Origin of the sequence: Clostridium sp. BJN0013 (assembly GCF_040939125.1) — a bacterium.
GTDB lineage: Bacteria > Bacillota > Clostridia > Clostridiales > Clostridiaceae > Clostridium_B.
In genome coordinates this window covers 1,928,994-1,946,702 of the sequence record NZ_CP162495.1, presented here as the reverse complement: position 1 = coordinate 1,946,702, position 17,709 = coordinate 1,928,994, and the positions used below count along the sequence as shown (strand labels likewise).

16 protein-coding genes are annotated in these 17,709 nt (G+C 33.5%); all 16 read right to left on the bottom strand.

All coding sequences use genetic code 11. From position 1 onward, the window contains the following. Positions 1–61: 61 nt before the first annotated feature. The 16 genes from eutC to AB3K27_RS09995 all read right to left on the bottom strand — a co-directional run bounded on the left by eutC (position 62) and on the right by AB3K27_RS09995 (position 17,698). Positions 62–790: an ethanolamine ammonia-lyase subunit EutC gene (gene eutC / locus AB3K27_RS10070; RefSeq protein WP_368491051.1), complete on the bottom strand. Its 729-nt coding sequence runs from the start codon at positions 788–790 to the stop codon at positions 62–64. A 12-nt stretch (positions 791–802) separates the two neighbouring features. Further along, on the bottom strand, positions 803–2,173 hold the full coding sequence (locus AB3K27_RS10065; RefSeq protein ID WP_368491050.1) for an ethanolamine ammonia-lyase subunit EutB: 1,371 nt from the start codon (positions 2,171–2,173) through the stop codon (positions 803–805). A 24-nt stretch (positions 2,174–2,197) separates the two neighbouring features. Then, positions 2,198–3,532 carry an ethanolamine permease gene (eat, locus tag AB3K27_RS10060; RefSeq protein ID WP_368491049.1) on the bottom strand — a complete coding sequence of 445 codons (1,335 nt, stop codon included), beginning with the start codon at positions 3,530–3,532 and terminating at the stop codon, positions 2,198–2,200. A 41-nt stretch (positions 3,533–3,573) separates the two neighbouring features. Continuing rightward, positions 3,574–4,974: an ethanolamine ammonia-lyase reactivating factor EutA gene (locus tag AB3K27_RS10055; RefSeq protein WP_368491206.1), complete on the bottom strand. Its 1,401-nt coding sequence runs from the start codon at positions 4,972–4,974 to the stop codon at positions 3,574–3,576. 273 nt (positions 4,975–5,247) lie between these two features. Next, entirely contained in the window at positions 5,248–6,663 is a 1,416-nt protein-coding gene (locus tag AB3K27_RS10050; protein ID WP_368491048.1) for a histidine kinase N-terminal domain-containing protein, read from the bottom strand. A gap of 6 nt (positions 6,664–6,669) precedes the next feature. Beyond that, positions 6,670–7,245 (bottom strand): ANTAR domain-containing response regulator, encoded by a 576-nt coding sequence (locus AB3K27_RS10045; RefSeq protein WP_368491047.1) that lies wholly within the window; start codon positions 7,243–7,245, stop codon positions 6,670–6,672. Between the two features lie 175 nt (positions 7,246–7,420). Next, positions 7,421–7,981: a Uma2 family endonuclease gene (locus AB3K27_RS10040; RefSeq protein WP_368491046.1), complete on the bottom strand. Its 561-nt coding sequence runs from the start codon at positions 7,979–7,981 to the stop codon at positions 7,421–7,423. Positions 7,982–8,030: 49 nt separating this feature from the next. After that, complete coding sequence (locus tag AB3K27_RS10035; protein WP_368491045.1) at positions 8,031–10,427, bottom strand: PEP/pyruvate-binding domain-containing protein; 2,397 nt, start codon at positions 10,425–10,427, stop codon at positions 8,031–8,033. A gap of 43 nt (positions 10,428–10,470) precedes the next feature. Further along, positions 10,471–11,079 carry a TetR/AcrR family transcriptional regulator gene (locus AB3K27_RS10030; RefSeq protein WP_368491044.1) on the bottom strand — a complete coding sequence of 203 codons (609 nt, stop codon included), beginning with the start codon at positions 11,077–11,079 and terminating at the stop codon, positions 10,471–10,473. 107 nt (positions 11,080–11,186) lie between these two features. Then, positions 11,187–11,525 (bottom strand): arsenate reductase family protein, encoded by a 339-nt coding sequence (locus AB3K27_RS10025; protein WP_368491043.1) that lies wholly within the window; start codon positions 11,523–11,525, stop codon positions 11,187–11,189. A gap of 12 nt (positions 11,526–11,537) precedes the next feature. After that, on the bottom strand, positions 11,538–12,860 hold the full coding sequence (locus tag AB3K27_RS10020) for an ABC transporter permease (RefSeq protein WP_368491042.1): 1,323 nt from the start codon (positions 12,858–12,860) through the stop codon (positions 11,538–11,540). Positions 12,861–12,873: 13 nt separating this feature from the next. Continuing rightward, complete coding sequence (locus AB3K27_RS10015; RefSeq protein WP_368491041.1) at positions 12,874–14,193, bottom strand: ABC transporter permease; 1,320 nt, start codon at positions 14,191–14,193, stop codon at positions 12,874–12,876. Beyond that, on the bottom strand, positions 14,183–14,863 hold the full coding sequence (locus AB3K27_RS10010) for an ABC transporter ATP-binding protein (protein ID WP_368491040.1): 681 nt from the start codon (positions 14,861–14,863) through the stop codon (positions 14,183–14,185). The genes AB3K27_RS10015 and AB3K27_RS10010 overlap by 11 nt, the downstream gene beginning before the upstream one ends. Positions 14,864–15,240: 377 nt before the next feature. Beyond that, a complete protein-coding gene (locus tag AB3K27_RS10005; RefSeq protein ID WP_368491039.1) occupies positions 15,241–16,362 on the bottom strand; it encodes a transposase in 1,122 nt (373 codons plus the stop codon). Positions 16,363–16,457: 95 nt separating this feature from the next. Then, a complete protein-coding gene (locus tag AB3K27_RS10000; protein WP_368491038.1) occupies positions 16,458–17,000 on the bottom strand; it encodes a hypothetical protein in 543 nt (180 codons plus the stop codon). Continuing rightward, positions 17,000–17,698 (bottom strand): ABC transporter ATP-binding protein, encoded by a 699-nt coding sequence (locus tag AB3K27_RS09995; RefSeq protein ID WP_368491037.1) that lies wholly within the window; start codon positions 17,696–17,698, stop codon positions 17,000–17,002. The genes AB3K27_RS10000 and AB3K27_RS09995 overlap by 1 nt, the downstream gene beginning before the upstream one ends. Between the last annotated feature and the right edge of the window lie 11 nt (positions 17,699–17,709).

Sequence of the window (17,709 nt, the reverse complement as noted above, 5' to 3'; positions counted from 1 at the left end):
AGCTCAAATAAAAAAGATCTGCCCACAGCCAAACTATCCAGTTAGTTGTGCAGCAGATCTTTTAAGTTAATTTCATGTCACTTGATATCCTAAGTTCAATACCGCTTTTCTTTTCCTTCATCATCAAATCTACCAAATATACAATTTGTGCCCCTGCTTCCACTGGAGGAGTACCACTTTTATGTATATTTGAAATCACAGTTCTTTGAGATTCAGGCTTTTTAGTACTTGATCTATAAGCCATATAGCTGCTCATACTTTCACCTGTTGCAAGTCCGGGTCTTTCACCTATAAGGATAATGGTAACTTTCGCATCCAATGCCTCGCTTATTTTATCCATAGTAGCTACCCTGGCATATTTTACAAATATAGGAGTTCCTATTTTATATCCTTTTGCTTTAAGTCCGTCAATTATTATACAGTATATATCTTCTAAATTAACTGTAATAGCCGGGGAACTTAATCCATCTCCAGCTATTATTTGAACATCTGGATTCCTTATACAGTTATTCTTTATATACTCTATAGTTTCTTTGGAAAATTTTCTTCCAAGGTCAGGTCTTTGTATATACTGTTCCTTATCTTTTACCATGGTTTGAACCTTTAAAAAATTAAGCTTATCTATAATACTTTCATCTACATGTGACCAAACTGCATCCATTGCCACTGCATGATCTGCTCTCAATTTTAGAAGAGTTTCAGTTTTATACCTAGTTCCTGCCCTGCCCACACAAATTCTTGCATTTGTTGATTTTTTCATACGCTTATATATTTCATAATTGCTATCCATAATTTCACCTCACTAGACCATTGATTTTTTTAAAAACAATGAAGCATCTCCCGCTATATCTGTAAGCTTTCCATTTTGTAAAATACCCAGCTGTTCCAATCTTCTTTCAAATTCTTTAATGGGAGTTTTACCTGTAATTTCTCTAAGAGTTGCAATATCATGATAACTTGTAGATTGGTACATAAGCATTACATCATCAGCACAGGGAATTCCCATAAAGTAAGCACAATTAGCATTTGTTAAAAGCATTGCTAGATTATCCATGTCATTTTGTTCTGCCTTCATATGGTTTGTGTAGCATACATCAACTCCCATAGGCAATCCCGTAAGTTTACCCATAAAGTGATCTTCAAGTCCCGCCCTTATAACCTGACTTCCATCATACAAATATTCAGGACCTATAAATCCTACCACTGTATTTACTAAAAATGGATTATACCTTTTAGCAAAACCATAGCACCTGGCTTCCATGGTAAGTTGATCCGCACCATTGTTTCCATCCGAGGAAAGTTCTGAACCCTGTCCCGTTTCAAAATACATAAAATTTGCTCCCTTTGAATACTTATTTTCTCTCATAAGGAAGTAGGCCTCATCCATAAGGGCAGTATTTATGCCAAAACTCCTGTTGGATATTTCTGAGCCCGCTATGCTTTGAAACATCAAGTCCATAGGTGCTCCCCTCTTTAAAACTTCCATTTGGGTAGTTACATGGGAAAGTACACAATTTTGAGTTGGAATATGCCATTCAGAAGTAAACTCCTTAAATTTACACAAAATTCTGTATACACTATCTATGCTGTCATTTACAGGATTCAATCCAATTACGGCATCACCTATACCATAACTTAGTCCTTCCATAACCGATGCCATTATTCCCTCTATATCATCCGTTGGATGGTTTGGCTGAAGTCTTGAAGAAAGAGTTCCTCTTTCTCCAATTTTAGTATTACAGCATGCGGTATTACAAATTTTCTGTGCAGCATATATAAGATCCATATTGCTCATAAGTTTTGTCACTGCGGAAATCATTTCCGCAGTTAATCCATCTCTTATTAATTTTATATCTCTTTCTTTGGCACTCAATATAAACTCTCTAAGTTCTCCCACTGTCATATGCTTTATTTTATTGTAAGCAAACTTATCTATGGAATCTTGTATAATTCTTGTTACTTCATCTTTTTCATAGGGAACAACGGGATTATTTCTAAGATCTTCTAAAGTTATATCTGCCAATACAATTTTTGCAGCAATTCTCTCTGAAGTGCTGCAGGCTGCAATTCCTGCAAGGGCATCTCCAGATTTTTTTTCATTGGCCTTAGCCAGTAAATCTTTTATATCCTTAAATTTGTATACTTTATTAAATAAAATAGTCTTTAAATTCATAGAAATCACCTGTCTTAAATATATTTAAATTGCCCTATCCTGTTCTGTAATTTTTTGTGATACCTCCTTTTCTGATGATACTTCAGTAAATCTTGAATACACAAAATAATATATGATGGCCAGTACATAAGCACCTATTACAAAAGATACAGTTGATATATTTGAATACCCAACAGTCACAAGTAAAATTACATCAAGTACAAGAGATATTATAGGAAGTGTAATCGAAACTTTATATGGTCTTTCTAAATCAGGTTCTTTTTTTCTTAAAATTAACAGTGCAGCCATACTCACTGCATGAAGTGCAATAGCTCCAAAACTTGAAATCACTATAATTACTGCGGTACTATTTAAAAGTACAAATAGCATTCCTATAAGACTTGGTATAATTGTTGCCGCTACAGGTGAGGCTTTCGAATTTACTTTTGATAAAAATTTAGGTAAATATCTTGACCTGGACATTGCGAATATCTGTCTTGAATACCCAATTATTATTCCATGAAGACTGGCTATAAGCCCAAAAAGTCCTATAAAACTCATCAATTTAGAAAATGCATTTCCTTTTCCATATATTACATCAAGTGCATCAGGAAGAGGTGAATCAGTCGAACCAAGTGCCTTAGCATCCATTACTCCTGCAGTACATACAAAAGTAACAAGTGCCAGCACTACAAGAGTAAGTATGGCAAGTATAAAGCCCTTAGGTACATCTTTCTTTGGATTTTTACATTCTTCTGCAGACATTGCCCCTCCTTCTGCAGCTAAATAGAACCATATGGCAAATGGTATAGCATTAAATACGCCTCCAACCCCTCCACGGAAAGCACCCTGTCCTACTATTCTTGTAATATCAATGTGGGTAAAACTGGCACCTGCAAATATTACAAGTCCTACAATGGCAACAATAGTAACTACAGTCTCAATAATAGCCGCAGTTTTAACTCCCCCACAATTTATAATCACAAAAATCCCGTAAGATACAAGGGCAGCCGCAGTTATTGGTACAGCCGGTATTATAAAATGAACATAGGCGCCAATAGATATAGCTATAGCTGGCGTAGCAAATAAAAATTCAACTACAGAAGAAAAGCCTGCCAAAAAACCTCCAAATCTTCCCATAGCCCTAGTTGCATATTCGGCAGACCCTCCTGCATCAGGTATAGCAGTGGAAAGTTCTGCATAACTGAACATAAAAGCAGTATAAAAAATAGTTACAATTACTATTGCTATTATAAACCCCACCGGTCCTGCAAATGCCAATGCATTATTCCATCCAAAATACATACCTGATATAACCATACCAACTATAATAGCCCAAAGTTGAAATGGTGATAATGTCTTCTTTAATTCACTTTGCATTAAAAACCCTCCCAAAACTATTTATAATTTCCATCAATGAATTAATTGTTAAATATTAAAGTTTTCACAGCAACAGGTATAATTCCCCCTACAGATTTTCCAATATCTATATAATCTCCGTTGTCAGTGGAAATTCCGTCTATACATATTACTTTTCTAGAAAAATTACACCCAGCTTTTATTGTCTGTCCAAGTGCCTTTGCAAAATCATTTTCTACCACAACTATAATTGGGTAATCCTTTATAATTTTAAAACATTTTATTATTCCTCCAGCCATTAGCTGTATTTGCCTATAAGAAGGGCTTAATGGTCCCTTAAAGGAAATGGCCACCATAGAATCATCATACAGCTTAATTTTTTCTGATACATATTCATACATCACATCTTGGTCTTCCAACAAATCATCCTTTATCTTTATAATAGGTATATTTTTTATTGGCAGTATGTCTTCATCAAAAATTATGGTACTTCCGCTTATTTTTATAGAATGGCTTCCTGCCCCTATTACTGTGGCCCTTATTTTTTCCTTTGGCTCCAAAAATTTATATTTGCCTTCCTTTAAAATGCCTCTTATATACACTCCTAGAAGTGGTCCTATATCTTTGTACTTTAAAGTATCCTGCAGTGTATTTACCTCATAATCACTATATATAAATTCCGCAACCCCTCCTGAAAACATAAATATTTGTGCCGTCAATTCTTTATTTTTATGCTGGATAAAAAGCTCCCTTTCTTCTGAAGATAAATTTATGTTACTTCCAATTTTAAAAATAATATCTGCAAATTTACTTACAAGCATATTTAAATCACAAAATTTAGGCTTGCTGCCAATAATGATATTTAAATTTAAGCTTTCCAGCAGCCTTTCTATCTTTTCAGATATGTAAATTACATTACCGCTGTCATCAAATTCAATTAACTTTCCCCCTATATGCAGGGCAAAGGAATCCACTATTTTTCCTTCATCAAACACACATGCATTAGTTGTACCACCTCCTATATCAAAATTTACAACTTTTCCGGAAATATTTTTAGAAACCTTATAAGCTCCAGCCCCATATGCTGCCAGTATTGATTCCAGATCAGCCCCGGCAGTTGCCACTACAAAATCCCCTGCAAAGTCTGAAAGAATATTTAAAACCTGCTGTGCATTTTCTTTCCTTGCAGTTTCCCCGGTTATTATTATTGCCCCGGTAGAAATGTGTTCTTTTTTCACATTGGCTCTATTATATTCCTGCTGTATTATAGATTTTAGCTTTTCTAAATTTATGCTTTTTCTGGATACCAGTGGGGTAAAGTATATTTTACCTTTATAAGTTATTCTTTTATCTACAATTTTAACTTTTGGTACAAAAAAAGAACCTGCTGTATTTTGTATTGTGATTTCACTAAATATAACTTGTGTAGTGGTGGTACCAATGTCAATTCCTACACTTAATATTTTGTCATTTACTATTTTGGTACACCTCCCTTTAAGGCCACTAGATGAAAAAAGAGCTTAAAATACCTAAAATATTTTAAGCTCCGCTGCTCTCTAACTATTTATAAATTTTTAAACAAAAATTATAAACTTTGAATGAAATGCTCCATTGCATTTCATTTATAATTTATACACAGTTTATCATAACAATTTATCAATGTAAAGAGTATTTTTATAAAAAATTAATAAAATATTCTCCTATAATTTAATGCATCCTCAATACGCTTTACTATATTAATTTTTAAAGCAAAAAACTGCTTTTGTCCCGCTTTTACTTGAATCAATATTTATATCCCCATTTAATTTATCCTTTACTATACTTTTTACAATGTCCAGTCCCAAGCTTTCATTTTTAACTAGATTTATATCAAATCCTTTTCCACTGTCAATAACTGATATATTGGAATACATAATACCTTTTTTTATAATTATCTCTATAAATCCTTCATTTTTATCTACAAAAGCATGCTGAAGGGAATTTTGAAGTAATTCATTTAACACTATAGCTATAGATGTAGCCTTGTCCGAGTCCACATAAAAACTATCTCCAATAAATTTTATATCTATTTGTTTATTGCATTGAATAAAGTTTCTAATGGCATTATCTTTAATTTTGGATAGTATATTTTTTATATCCACATCATCAATTCCGTTTTGTGCCAGCACCTCATGAGTTGCAGCTATACTAAGTATTCTGCCTATGCTCTCTTTAAAGGCTTTTTTAGCTTCTTCGTTATTTATCCTCCTGGATTGCAGCCTTAAAATACTTGCTATAGTTTGAAGATTATTCTTAACTCTATGATGTATTTCTCTTATTGCCACAGCTTTTAGAATAAGCTGCTTTTCTTTTTCTTTTATATCTGTTATGTCCTTAATTAACATAACAACACCACATATACTATTATTTTTTTTAAGAACAGCATACTTTATCTGCAGCGAAAAATTTCCTATTGAAACTTCAGATAATATAGAATTATTCTCTTTTAATATTTTGGAAAAACTGGTTTTACTTAAAACAAGGTTATCAAATTTCATTCCCACAATCTTATCTTTATAACCAAGTTTTATGTAAATATCCTCTGCAATATGGTTAGCATAAATAGAAATTCCACACTCATTAAATATAATAACAGCATCATTAATCAGATTAAAATCTACAGTATTAGATAGTTCTGGACTCTTTAAATTCATGAGTGTCTGACTTAACTGTTCTGTGGTTTCAGACAATATTTCCATATTTCTATTTTTACTTAAATCCTCAGTTATGTCTTTTTCCATTATAAGCACACCTATTACTTTATCCTCACTATTTTTAATAGGTACCGTATTTTGTTTTACTACTTTATTTTCCTGGGTAATTGCCTTTAAATCTGAAGTTCCCATGCCTATCTGAAGCGTTCTAAGTGCAGCTGGTTCATTTTTCATTAAAGCAAGTTCACCCACTACTGTTCCCCTATATAGAGATATGGAATTTGAAGGCTTAGCTTCCGAAACTACAATGGCAGTTCCTGATTCTCTGGTTAGACAGTCAATAAAAATATCCGCTTTAACTAGATTGGATACACTTTGAAGATACTTTTCCATATTTTCTAAAATTTTTATATCTTCCTGGGATAAGTTTGTGTATGTCCTGCACAATTTTCTAAGCATGTTAATCTACCTTTCATATCCTCTTATTAAACTTCTTGAAGTGTTTAAAATAGAGCACTGCCTATCCATGCTAAGCTTTCTTATTCTCTTATAGGCATCTTCTTCTTTTATAGAATACCTGTCCATTAACATCTCTTTAGCTCTATATATTACCTTCATATCTTCAATTTTTTGCTTGGCGCAAGCTGCCTCATCTTTAATGTTTTTTATTTCCTTACTTTTTGATATGGCAATTTCAATTTGTGGAATTAAATTTCTTTCATCTATAGGTTTTACAACATACCCTATAGCACCAACTTCTTTTACCTTATCCATAAATTCTTTTCCGCTATAAGCTGTAAGCATAACTATAGCATCTGCCAAATTTTCCTTTGCTATAATTTTAGCAGCCTGTATGCCATCCAGGTTTGGCATCTTTATATCCATAATGACTAGATTTGGCCTATTTATCCTGCACAATTCAACAGCTTCAAGTCCATCAGAGGCTTTTCCAACCACATTATATCCACAACATGTAAGTATTTCAAAAATATCCATTCTAGTAATGGGTTCATCTTCCGCAAGCACTATCTTGTCTTGCATATACTCCGCCCTCCCCTATAATCAAATTATGAATTAATTAACATATTAATTATCATTTTATCATAAAATACTTGTAAATTACTATGATTTAATAAAACTTCGCAAAAAAATAAAAATAAACGCAGTTAGATCTGTGTAAATCAATTCCAACTGCGTCTATTACAATCTTTTTATATTAAAACAACTCTTCTACATCTACAGTAAATCCAGTAAAAATACTGGATGCTATACTACCACTATTTTTAACAACATCAAGTTGATCATATAATCCATCATCATTAAGGCTATATATTTGCACCGTATTAATTATAGGATTTACAATCCAATATTCTTTAACACCATATTTCATATATAAGTTTAGTTTTACCACCAAGTCATTTGATTGATTAGAAGGTGATACTATTTCCATTATAAGAGTAGGTATACCAACATATTTATTGTCTTCTATACCGGTTTTATCACAAATAACCGAAATATCTGGTATTACTACTCTATCTCCTTCAAACTCTTCACTATGCAGCTGTACATTGTAAGGTGCTGAAAATACTTCACATTCCCTTCCCTCTAAAAAATCAAATAATTTAACATATAATCTACCTGATACTCTTTGATGTTTTATAGATGGTGAAGGAGACATATATACAACTCCATCGATATATTCTAATATATCATCAGTTTCTTCCTTCATTTTATAAAATTCATCAATAGTAATGAATTTTTTCTCTGGTAAATTCATAAATTCAACTCCTAATACCAACAATTCATTTAATGACTTAAAATTGTAATTACATTTTACCATATGAATCTTCTGACACACAATCATTTCCACTGACAATCTGCACAATTCCATGTCCACCATCAACTATGACTCTATCTCCCGTATTAAGTCTTCTAGTGGCATTACCACATCCAACTACCGCTGGAATGCCAAGTTCTCTGGCAACTATGGCAGCATGAGATAATGGTGCACCAATATCTGTAATTATAGCTGCGGCCCGGGGAAAAAGAGGCGTCCAACCTACATTAGTAGTAGCTGCTACTAAAACCTCACCTGTTTTAAGATTTTCTCCCTCTTCAGGATTTATAATAACTCTCACAATTCCTTCTACTTTCCCTGCTGCTCCTGCAAATCCCTTTAGTGTCCCAGAATCAGATTGACCAGCTGCAGCTGCATTAGAGTCATAATAGTCACTTCTTCTATTTGGGTTTTGTGACCAATCAAAAGCATTGAAAGTCCCACGGATAATGGATGGCAGAGGAGGCAATTTTTTATACTTATTATAATTATCTTTTCTTGCAGCAATATGTCCTACTGCAGAATCATCTCCTAAAAGCAGATTTAAAACTTCATCAATGTATAAAAAAAATACATTATCTTCTATGCCTGTAAGTTCCCCTGCTTTAAGGGCAAAAGCACGATTCACTCTAAATGCCCTGGTCCACTCTGAACGCACTGATTCCCTGAGACGTGCTGCTTTATTTGCCTTTATCATTTTTTTCTCAATGCTTCGTACTTTCCGAGGAAAGCGCTTTTTCAATTCCTTTAAAGCATTTTCATATTCTGTCTTCTGCTTATCCAGCAGACTTTCTACATTTGTATTTGATTTTCGTAATTCCTCTATTTGGTTATTAAACCAGGTTTCATCCTCTAGAGAATCTGGTATGGATAGTTCAAATTCATGAGGTCCTCTATGACCGTACTGCACTTTGTATTCATCCCTGCTCATTTCTCCCCTTATGATCTTTGACATTCCCACAATGGGACCAAGACTTTCAAGAGATGAATTTCCCCTAAAATTTGACATTAGTATATTAGTATCCTCAATTCCCACCAGATTTACAAGTTCATTTTTCAGTTTATTGGCAATTACCATTTTACGCCCACCTGCAAGCGCAATCCATAAAGCTTTAAAATTATAAGGTAAAAGTTCTTTTTTCCATAAGTTATAAAGCTCTTCTCTGCTTTTTATTTCTCCAATCCTTTTTCTCATATTTATACACCATTTAGGTGAATCTTTTAAATGGTCTGGTATTTTACTGGAACTTTCAATAATTTTCTTTAAACGATGCCCCACTGTGGGAATCATTTGTTTCATTAAACTTAACTTGGAAAATGGATAAACAGGTACCTCTATCCCTTCTGGCATTTGTCCAAATACTTCACTCATTATTCCCATAAGAGATTTTATACTCTTACCAAAGGCAGGATATATAGACAATGCATAACTTATATTTGTGTATGCTCTTCCATATACATTACCAGAAAACAGATAATATCCGGGGATTGGAGTTTGTTCTTCATCTAAATCTCTTATAATAGACCAGCTCAGCGGGGTAAAAACATCAGACATTGCCTCTCCCACATTGTTATTGGTCCAAATATAATCTCCATCAAGAGAATCATTCCATTCATAGGTATCTGGATTACCAGTCCTCAAAGTTGTAATAGGCCTGGCCTGAAGTATATATAATTTTCCATCCTCTACAGCCCACTCAATATCCTGGGGAGCATTGTATTTTATATGAAGGCTGGATGAATACTTATATAATTTTGAGGCATATTTTTTTAAGTCTGCAGATCCCTCATACTTTCCTTTAGGCCTCTTAAGTGTAAAGGTATGTGCATTTGACTCTCCTGATACAAGTTTTTCTCCTAATCCATATACAAAATTCCCCACCATATTTGCATGACTTCCCGTAATTGGATCAGCAGTAAACAGTACTCCGGAAATCTCAGACTGTACCATAAGCTGCACCACCACGGCAATCTGATGAGATCTGTCTATACCCTGAGCAGAACTGTAGACCCTTACCCTTTCTGTTTGTGTGGATTTAAAAACTATATCTATAGCATTTTTAATCTCCTCATATGTTTTGACATTTAAAACTGTTTCAAACTCTCCTGCAAAAGAAGCCTTTGCGGAATCTTCACTTAAAGCAGAGGATCTGACTGCAAAAGAAGCCTTTTCTTTCTTATCTTTAATTGCATCTAAATAGTACTGTATTTTATTCCAGACTTCACTTTTAAGCTCTCCTTCTTGAAAAGCTGCAGGTAAAATTACAAATCCCTCTGGTACAGGATAGCCATCCTGAAACATCTTAGAAAGCATATATCCCTTACCTCCTGCAAATTTTTCAAGTTCTGGAGTAAGCTCTTTAAAACTTTTAGCCATATCCAGCACATGAAACACCTTCTTCCTTTATGAATTCACTATTTTAAAAATATTATTTATAAAAACAATCTTCAAGCATTTTTGTATATACATTTACTTCTGCAACAGCTTTTTCATAATCAATTTGCCTTGAAGGAGATAATTTTGCATCTTCCATCAACTTCTCATTAAATCCCTTAAAAGTCCACATAACTACATTTACTGCTTTCTTCACATCTACATTTTCTCTAAATTTAGAAACATCAATATTTTCAAATACCTTATAAGAGGCACTGTCTATAGTTTCTCTGTTTATAGTCTCTAAATCATTTTTTACATCATTTGATTTTTCTACATTTACAATTTCTATAAATTTAAGTATTTGTGGATATTTATTTAACAATTCCAGCTTAATCAACTGTACTTGCCGCAGCCTGATAAAAAAATCTTTTTCATCTAAATTAAATTGTTTATAAAATTCTTTCATACTAAGCTCTATGCAGTAATCATACAGAAATAAAAATAGTTGTTTCTTATTTTTAAAATAGTGAAATAACAAACCTTTTGATATATCAGCTTCCTTTACAATCTGGTTTGTAGATGCATTTTTATAGCCCTTTTGTGCAAATTCCTTTAATGCCGCATTTAAAATGCGCTGCTGTTTTTCCTCACTTAAACTCAAAAATTTTGAGAAAATAATATCACCTTCTTCTAAATGAATTAAAATAAATTGACCACAGTAGTCAATAATGAAATTATATCACCATTGACTACTGTGGTCAACATCTGTTACTCCCAGTTTTTCCATACTTCAGGCTCATATCCAATAGTAGCCTGTTTGCCGTTGCGAACTATAGGAGTCTCATATAATTTAGGATTGTTTAAAAGCATTTCTTCTCTTACACTACTGCTTCTTATCTTGTCCATATTTAGTGTCTTGTATTCCTTCGCCTTCACATTGATTAAGTTATTTAAACCTACAGAAGCTTTAACATTTTCAAGTTCCCCCTTGCTGAGTCCTTTTTGGTTTAAATCTATAAATTGATACTTTATTTTTCTCTCTTTAAAATACCTTTCTGCCTTCTTGGTATCAAAGCATTTTTTAGTACCAAATATTTGAATGTTCATAGCTCCCTCCTATTATTCATTTCTCAGTGAATCCACAGGATTCAGTTTAGAAGCTCTCCTAGCTGGAACCATACCTGCAGCTACAGATACCAGTATAGTAAATAACAAGGTAAATACAAAAACTGAAATATTTACATCTATTATTTTCATGCCGGGCTGTATACCTCCTATATTATACATTACCACAACTTTATTTATAACAATACCTAATACAACAGCTGTTACATCTCCAAAAAGACCCCCTATAAATCCCAGGCTTCCAGCTTGAACTGTAAACATTCTGCTTATATTCTTTCTGGATGCACCCTCTGCCTTCATTATACCTATGGATTTGGTCTTTTCATATACTGCCATGGTCATGGTATTTATTACTCCTATGGATGCCACCAGAAGCACTATTATACCTGCGGCAGTTAAAAGTGCCTTTATTATGGTCATCATGGTTTTTAAGGTTTTAGTGCTTTCAACTTGTGAACTTGTAACATATCCCATTTTCTTAATACTGCTGTCCACACTCTCTACACCCTCTGCGGTATTTACCTCCACACTTATGTTGTTATATCCCTTTTCCTCCAGGTAATTTTCTTCTTCTGTATAATATTGTTGAATTTTTGCTGCTGTTTTACTGGAAGCTGTTATTACATTTTTTCCATTGTCATAATTTTTATTTACAACACCTGAAACTTTTGCATTTATCACAAGAGGTTCTTTTTCAGGAAGTCCTGGAATAGAAGGCAGATAAACTCTCATTTCTATATTCTTTCCAATAATACTTTTATAGTCCTTTATACCAGCTTTATCTGCAAGTCCCTGACCTAAGAGTACATAATCCTCATCTCCCTGTTTTATAATCTTCCCTGAAATAATGGGATTATATCCATATTTTTGGGTCTTCTTTTTATCTGACTTTATTTCATTTTGCTGTGAGTTTAAAAATATGGGAAGTTCCATATTGCTTCCTTTAACATTTACCTCGGAAATTTCTTTTCCATTTATAAAAGTCTCCTGTATCTGGGTGTCAATAGATGCACTGACCTCCTCTACATTCTTCATACTCTTAAATTTATCAAGCACAGCATTGTCTATCTTTTTAAATTCACTTTTATTTTGCTGTGAATTTTTACTGCTGTTTTGTTCAGGTTTTACTTGAATTATTCTCATAGTATCCATCTGTTTTATTTGATCCATGGCTATTTTTTGAATTCCCTGGCCAAAACCTGCCATTAAAACCACCAACATTGCCCCTATAGCTATGCCAAAGGATGTAAGTACAGTACGAATTTTTCTCCTGCCAAGATCTGAAAATGCCATTTTTAAACAATCTGAAAATCTCATGTAAATCTCCTCCTTATGAATTTAAAGCATCTACAGGATTCATCTTTGAAGCTTTTCTGGACGGATAAATCCCTGATATTATGGAAATGGCAATTGAAAAGGCCAAAGTAGCCAGTGGAAGCCAAAGAGGCATATTCAAATTGACAGATTGTGTTATATCCCTGCTTTTCATATACATGTTCAATGCAAACTGGATTATGCTTAAATTTATACTGCTAAATACAATTCCCATTATACCCCCTATAAATCCTATTACTCCTGACTGGGTGATAAATATGTTGTGGATATTATTTCTATTCGCACCTAATGTCTTCATTATGCCTATAAATCTAGTTCTTTCATATATAACCATAGTCATGGTATTTACAATACCCACGCTGGCAACAAACAACACTATTAATCCAAGAAGGGCAAGTATTACTTTTATTACCTTAAATGAATTTTGTATTTTTTCTATCATATCCTGATAGCTGACATATAAATACCCCATTTTTTTTATTGAATTTGTTATATCAGAAACATTTTTTGAATCCTTTGTATATATAATTACACTGTCATATCCCAAATTTTCTATGTAATCCTTCTGAAGAGAAGTATAACTGCTAATTTCTGAAGCAATGTCCAGTGATGATATTATTCTTTCATCCTCATGGAACTTATCTCCTATTATCCCAACTATTTTTGCTTTAATCTGAAAAGGCTGCAGAGTAATATTGGAATTATTGGTTTTAGACTGCGTAATAAGTACATCCTTTCCCAGAACTTCATTGTAATTTTTTATGCCCATGGAGTCCAGATATTTTTTGCTTACAAGTAATGCTTCCTTATCTGATTTCACTAAATTTCTCCCTGCAATTATAGGTTTTAAGCTGCTGTCTTTATTTTTATCTCTAACAGATGTAATTTTTTCATCTGTAAAGTAATTATCATTATTGTAAAGTGCCGTTATTTTAGTTCCTTGATTATCTTCCTTATCTTCTACCTTTATACTTCCTGCAGATGTATTTACAAATGCCTGTACATTTTCTACATTCTTTATACCTTTAAACTTCTCAACGGTATCTCCACCAATCTTTTTGAACATATCATTCATGTCAATATCACCAGAGTCTGTTTCATACATATCATAATATTTAAAGTTCATTACCTGAATTTGCTTTAACTGTGAAACATCCACCTCTTTTAAAATTAAATTCTCACCTGAGGTTCCAATACTCACAAGAGTCACTATCAGCATAGTTCCAATGGCAACTGCCAGAGAAGTGAGAAAGGTTCTTCCTTTTCTGCTCCCAAGGCCATTTAAAGCCACTTTTAATATGTCTTTAAATTTCATCCTGTTTTACCTCCTGCACTTTACCATCTTTTATACTTATAATTCTCCTTGCCCTTTTTGCCTCTTCCATATTATGGGTAACCATGATAACTGTATACCCTCTCTCATTCAAATCACTTAAAAGATTCATTATAAGTTGTCCATTTTTTGAATCCAAATTTCCCGTTGGCTCATCTGCAAAAATTATTCTAGGTTCATTTACAAGGGCTCTTGCTATACTCACCCTCTGACGCTGTCCTCCAGAAAGCTCTGTGGGCTTATTTTTTATTTTATCTTTAAGTCCCACCATTTCAAGAGCCTTTTCTGCCTTTACTTTCCTCTTTCTTTTATCAATGCCAGAAAATATCAAGGGCATCATCACATTTTCAAGGGCAGTTTGTGTATTTTCAAGATTAAAGGATTGAAATACAAAGCCCACAGATTTATTTCTGTACTTTGACATATCTTTATCCTTAAGCTTGCTTATATCCTTTCCATCTATAAAAATACTTCCTGAGGTAGGTGTATCAAGCCCTCCCACGAGGTGCATCAAAGTAGATTTACCTGAACCTGAAGGTCCTACTATAGCTGTAAATTCACCTTCTTTAATAGTTAAATTTACATTATCCAGTGCAATTACCTTTTCTTTACCCATATTATAAATCTTTGAGACATTTTTTATTTCTATCATATAATTTCCCTCCATTTTCAAGATAATATTGTTCATATATTCTTCTAGTGTACTATAGTTATAATACACTAGAAGAATATATATTGTCAATATACCTTTATCCTAAGGATACAATTAACCAAATCCCCCAACTTTTACAAGATGAGGGGATACACATTTTATTTTCCAGATATCAATTAATATAAAACAATCATCACCACCTGACCTACGGACAGTAAATTTATATAAAATTCCATTAAAGTATAATGATTGATGTTGATGTTTATACTCAAGGATTTAATCATATTCCTAATTGATCATTATTGAATAAATTGATTAAAATGTAAGTATAAATTTATACTTATAACAGTGTTTTATGTCAATGTAAATAAAAGGAACTAATATTCATATAATGTAAAAGCAATTTTTAAATAATAGGTATTTCTTAAAGAATAATAACATCTTTTGAACCATTTAACTCCAGCCCTAAATAAGCTGTAGATTCTTACCTGTTTGTCTCTCAATGTTTTTGTAGCCCCAATAAGTTTATTTTTCTTATCTTTTGTACAAGATGTTCCAAGGGTTATCATCCAGCAGTAAGCTATACAAATGCATAAATATAAGGTTCTTGCATACTGGATATTATGTGTCCAGGTACCTTCTAAATTGAACCCACCAGATTTAAAATCTTTAAACATTTCTTCTATATCAAATCTTTTTTTATATTCTCTAATTGAAAAGGTCTGTTCTAAATTATTTGCTATGAACCAGGTATCATCAGAACTTTCTGCCCTGCAGACTGCCAGATTGCATATATATTTTTTAGATGTTAATTTTACATTGTAAAAGTGTCTTGTCTTTCCCTTTAAAGGTATTATATTTCCCAGCTTTTTTATATTTGGTTTACCGCATATTGATATTTCTAAATTTTTTGTACACCTGATACAATACTTGAATTTTAAAGTCTTATCTATAAACTTAAACAAATCGACACTTTTAAATCCCCTGTCTGCTAAAATTGTAACATCAAAATTATAGGGAACTACTATTTTATGTATAAAATTAAGTCCTTGTTTAATATACTTGAAATCTTTACTTCCCTCATCTTTATATAAGAACATCTTATACCACAGGGGAACTGCCCTTCTTCCCACTTTTAAAGAAAACTGTAATATAACAAATTTATCTATAATAGTTGTGTGATCAAAAATTATATATATTTTCTTTGAATGACTTTTATACTTTTGTAGTAACCTATATGCGAAGAATTCATATATTTTCTCACAATTAATAGCCTTGTTAGTTAAAAATCTTCTCAATCTTTTAATTTTACTTTCTTCTGTACCTGAAGAATAGGAATCCTTCAGCTCTTGAGATATTTTGGATAATATAACTGACTGTGAAACTATTATTCCTACAACTATAGCTATTAAGTTATTTAAACGGTATGATGATAAAATTATCATTTTTTCTAGTATTTTTTTTAATTCTGTAGTAATATATTCTTGATCATTGATCATAATAAGCCACCTTTTCTAGTAAAATTGTGCTGCAAATCAATTTTATACTATGAATTGGTGCTTTTTATTATTTTCAGAATATTTCTATACAAATTTTAATTCCCATTTATATGGTTATTAGCTGTCCGTAGGTTAGGGTCTGTTTCTGATTTCAGCGGATAAATATAATTCGGCAGCGCCATAAAACCGGCAACCGTAAACTGCTTATCCATTATGGTCAGCACATCACCGATTTTATAATTTTGGGCGGCGGCAAAAGCCGGGTTGAGCAGGATTTCTCCGCTTCCGTTTAGTTCATTGCCTTCGATGATGGCCGGAATATTGATTTTATCATTTTTAGTGAAAACGCGCAGCGTGATCCCCTCTGAAAGCACATAATCGATGCTTTTGCCTTCCTCAATGACCGCGTCTCCCGCCAGTTCAAGCTCAGGTAAACTGTCTATGCTTTTGTCAGTTATAAAAGAAGCGTCTTCCTGCACATATCCGTTTTCAAATTCATTCGTTAGCCGTTTTAGGTTGCTGCCTACTAAAACCATGCCCGTAAACAGGACGCAACTTAAAAGAATCAGTAAAACGGAGCCGATATATTGCGCCTTGTTCTCGAAAAAAATACGTTTGATTCTCTTATTGATGACCATTACCATTCAATCCTTTCCGCCGGAACAATTTGCTCATTCACCAATTCTTCCACGATTTCACCGCTCCTGAGTTTGAACACCTGGTTCGCCATACCGGCAATGGCGGCGTTGTGGGTGATCATCAAAATGGTGGTTCCGTATTTCTTGTTCACCTCTTGCAGGAGTTTCAAAATGCTGCGGGAAGTCTGAAAATCCAGTGCTCCGGTTGGTTCATCACAAAGCAGCAGCTTCGGATTTTTGACAATCGCCCTTGCAATGGATACCCGCTGCTGTTCACCACCGGAAAGCTCCCGGGGGAAGCGGTGCTTTTTATCCTGCATACCGACTGCTGCTAAAACTTCGTCAGTATCGAGAGGTGATTTACTTATATTGGATACCACTTCAATGTTCTCCCCGACTGTAAGATTGGGAATCAAATTATAAAACTGGAAGACGAAACCGACGTCCCCGCGCCGATAATCGGTTAACCTATCATCATTCAGATTGTTGATCTCGACACCGTCAACGAAAACCCGTCCACTGTCGCCACGATCGATACCCCCGATGATATTCATCAGTGTGGATTTTCCAGAACCGGAAGGCCCGAGAATGACGCCGATTTCTCCCTTATCGAGCTTCATCCCGATTCCTTTTAAGACTTCGGTCTTAATCACATCCGTCGTGTAGCTTTTCTTTAAGGTTGTAACCTCAATGAACATATCATCTTCCT

Excerpts from the sequence above, each read along its gene's own strand:
- eutC (WP_368491051.1), bottom strand. The coding sequence starts at position 790 with ATGGATAGCAATTATGAAATATATAAGCGTATGAAAAAATCAACAAAT.
- AB3K27_RS10065 (WP_368491050.1), bottom strand. The coding sequence starts at position 2,173 with ATGAATTTAAAGACTATTTTATTTAATAAAGTATACAAATTTAAGGAT.
- eat (WP_368491049.1), bottom strand. The coding sequence starts at position 3,532 with ATGCAAAGTGAATTAAAGAAGACATTATCACCATTTCAACTTTGGGCT.
- AB3K27_RS10050 (WP_368491048.1), bottom strand. The coding sequence starts at position 6,663 with ATGCTTAGAAAATTGTGCAGGACATACACAAACTTATCCCAGGAAGAT.
- AB3K27_RS10045 (WP_368491047.1), bottom strand. The coding sequence starts at position 7,245 with ATGCAAGACAAGATAGTGCTTGCGGAAGATGAACCCATTACTAGAATG.
- AB3K27_RS10040 (WP_368491046.1), bottom strand. The coding sequence starts at position 7,981 with ATGAATTTACCAGAGAAAAAATTCATTACTATTGATGAATTTTATAAA.
- AB3K27_RS10025 (WP_368491043.1), bottom strand. The coding sequence starts at position 11,525 with ATGAACATTCAAATATTTGGTACTAAAAAATGCTTTGATACCAAGAAG.
- AB3K27_RS10020 (WP_368491042.1), bottom strand. The coding sequence starts at position 12,860 with ATGAGATTTTCAGATTGTTTAAAAATGGCATTTTCAGATCTTGGCAGG.
- AB3K27_RS10015 (WP_368491041.1), bottom strand. The coding sequence starts at position 14,193 with ATGAAATTTAAAGACATATTAAAAGTGGCTTTAAATGGCCTTGGGAGC.
- AB3K27_RS10010 (WP_368491040.1), bottom strand. The coding sequence starts at position 14,863 with ATGATAGAAATAAAAAATGTCTCAAAGATTTATAATATGGGTAAAGAA.
- AB3K27_RS10005 (WP_368491039.1), bottom strand. The coding sequence starts at position 16,362 with ATGATCAATGATCAAGAATATATTACTACAGAATTAAAAAAAATACTA.
- AB3K27_RS10000 (WP_368491038.1), bottom strand. The coding sequence starts at position 17,000 with ATGGTCATCAATAAGAGAATCAAACGTATTTTTTTCGAGAACAAGGCG.
- AB3K27_RS09995 (WP_368491037.1), bottom strand. The coding sequence starts at position 17,698 with ATGTTCATTGAGGTTACAACCTTAAAGAAAAGCTACACGACGGATGTG.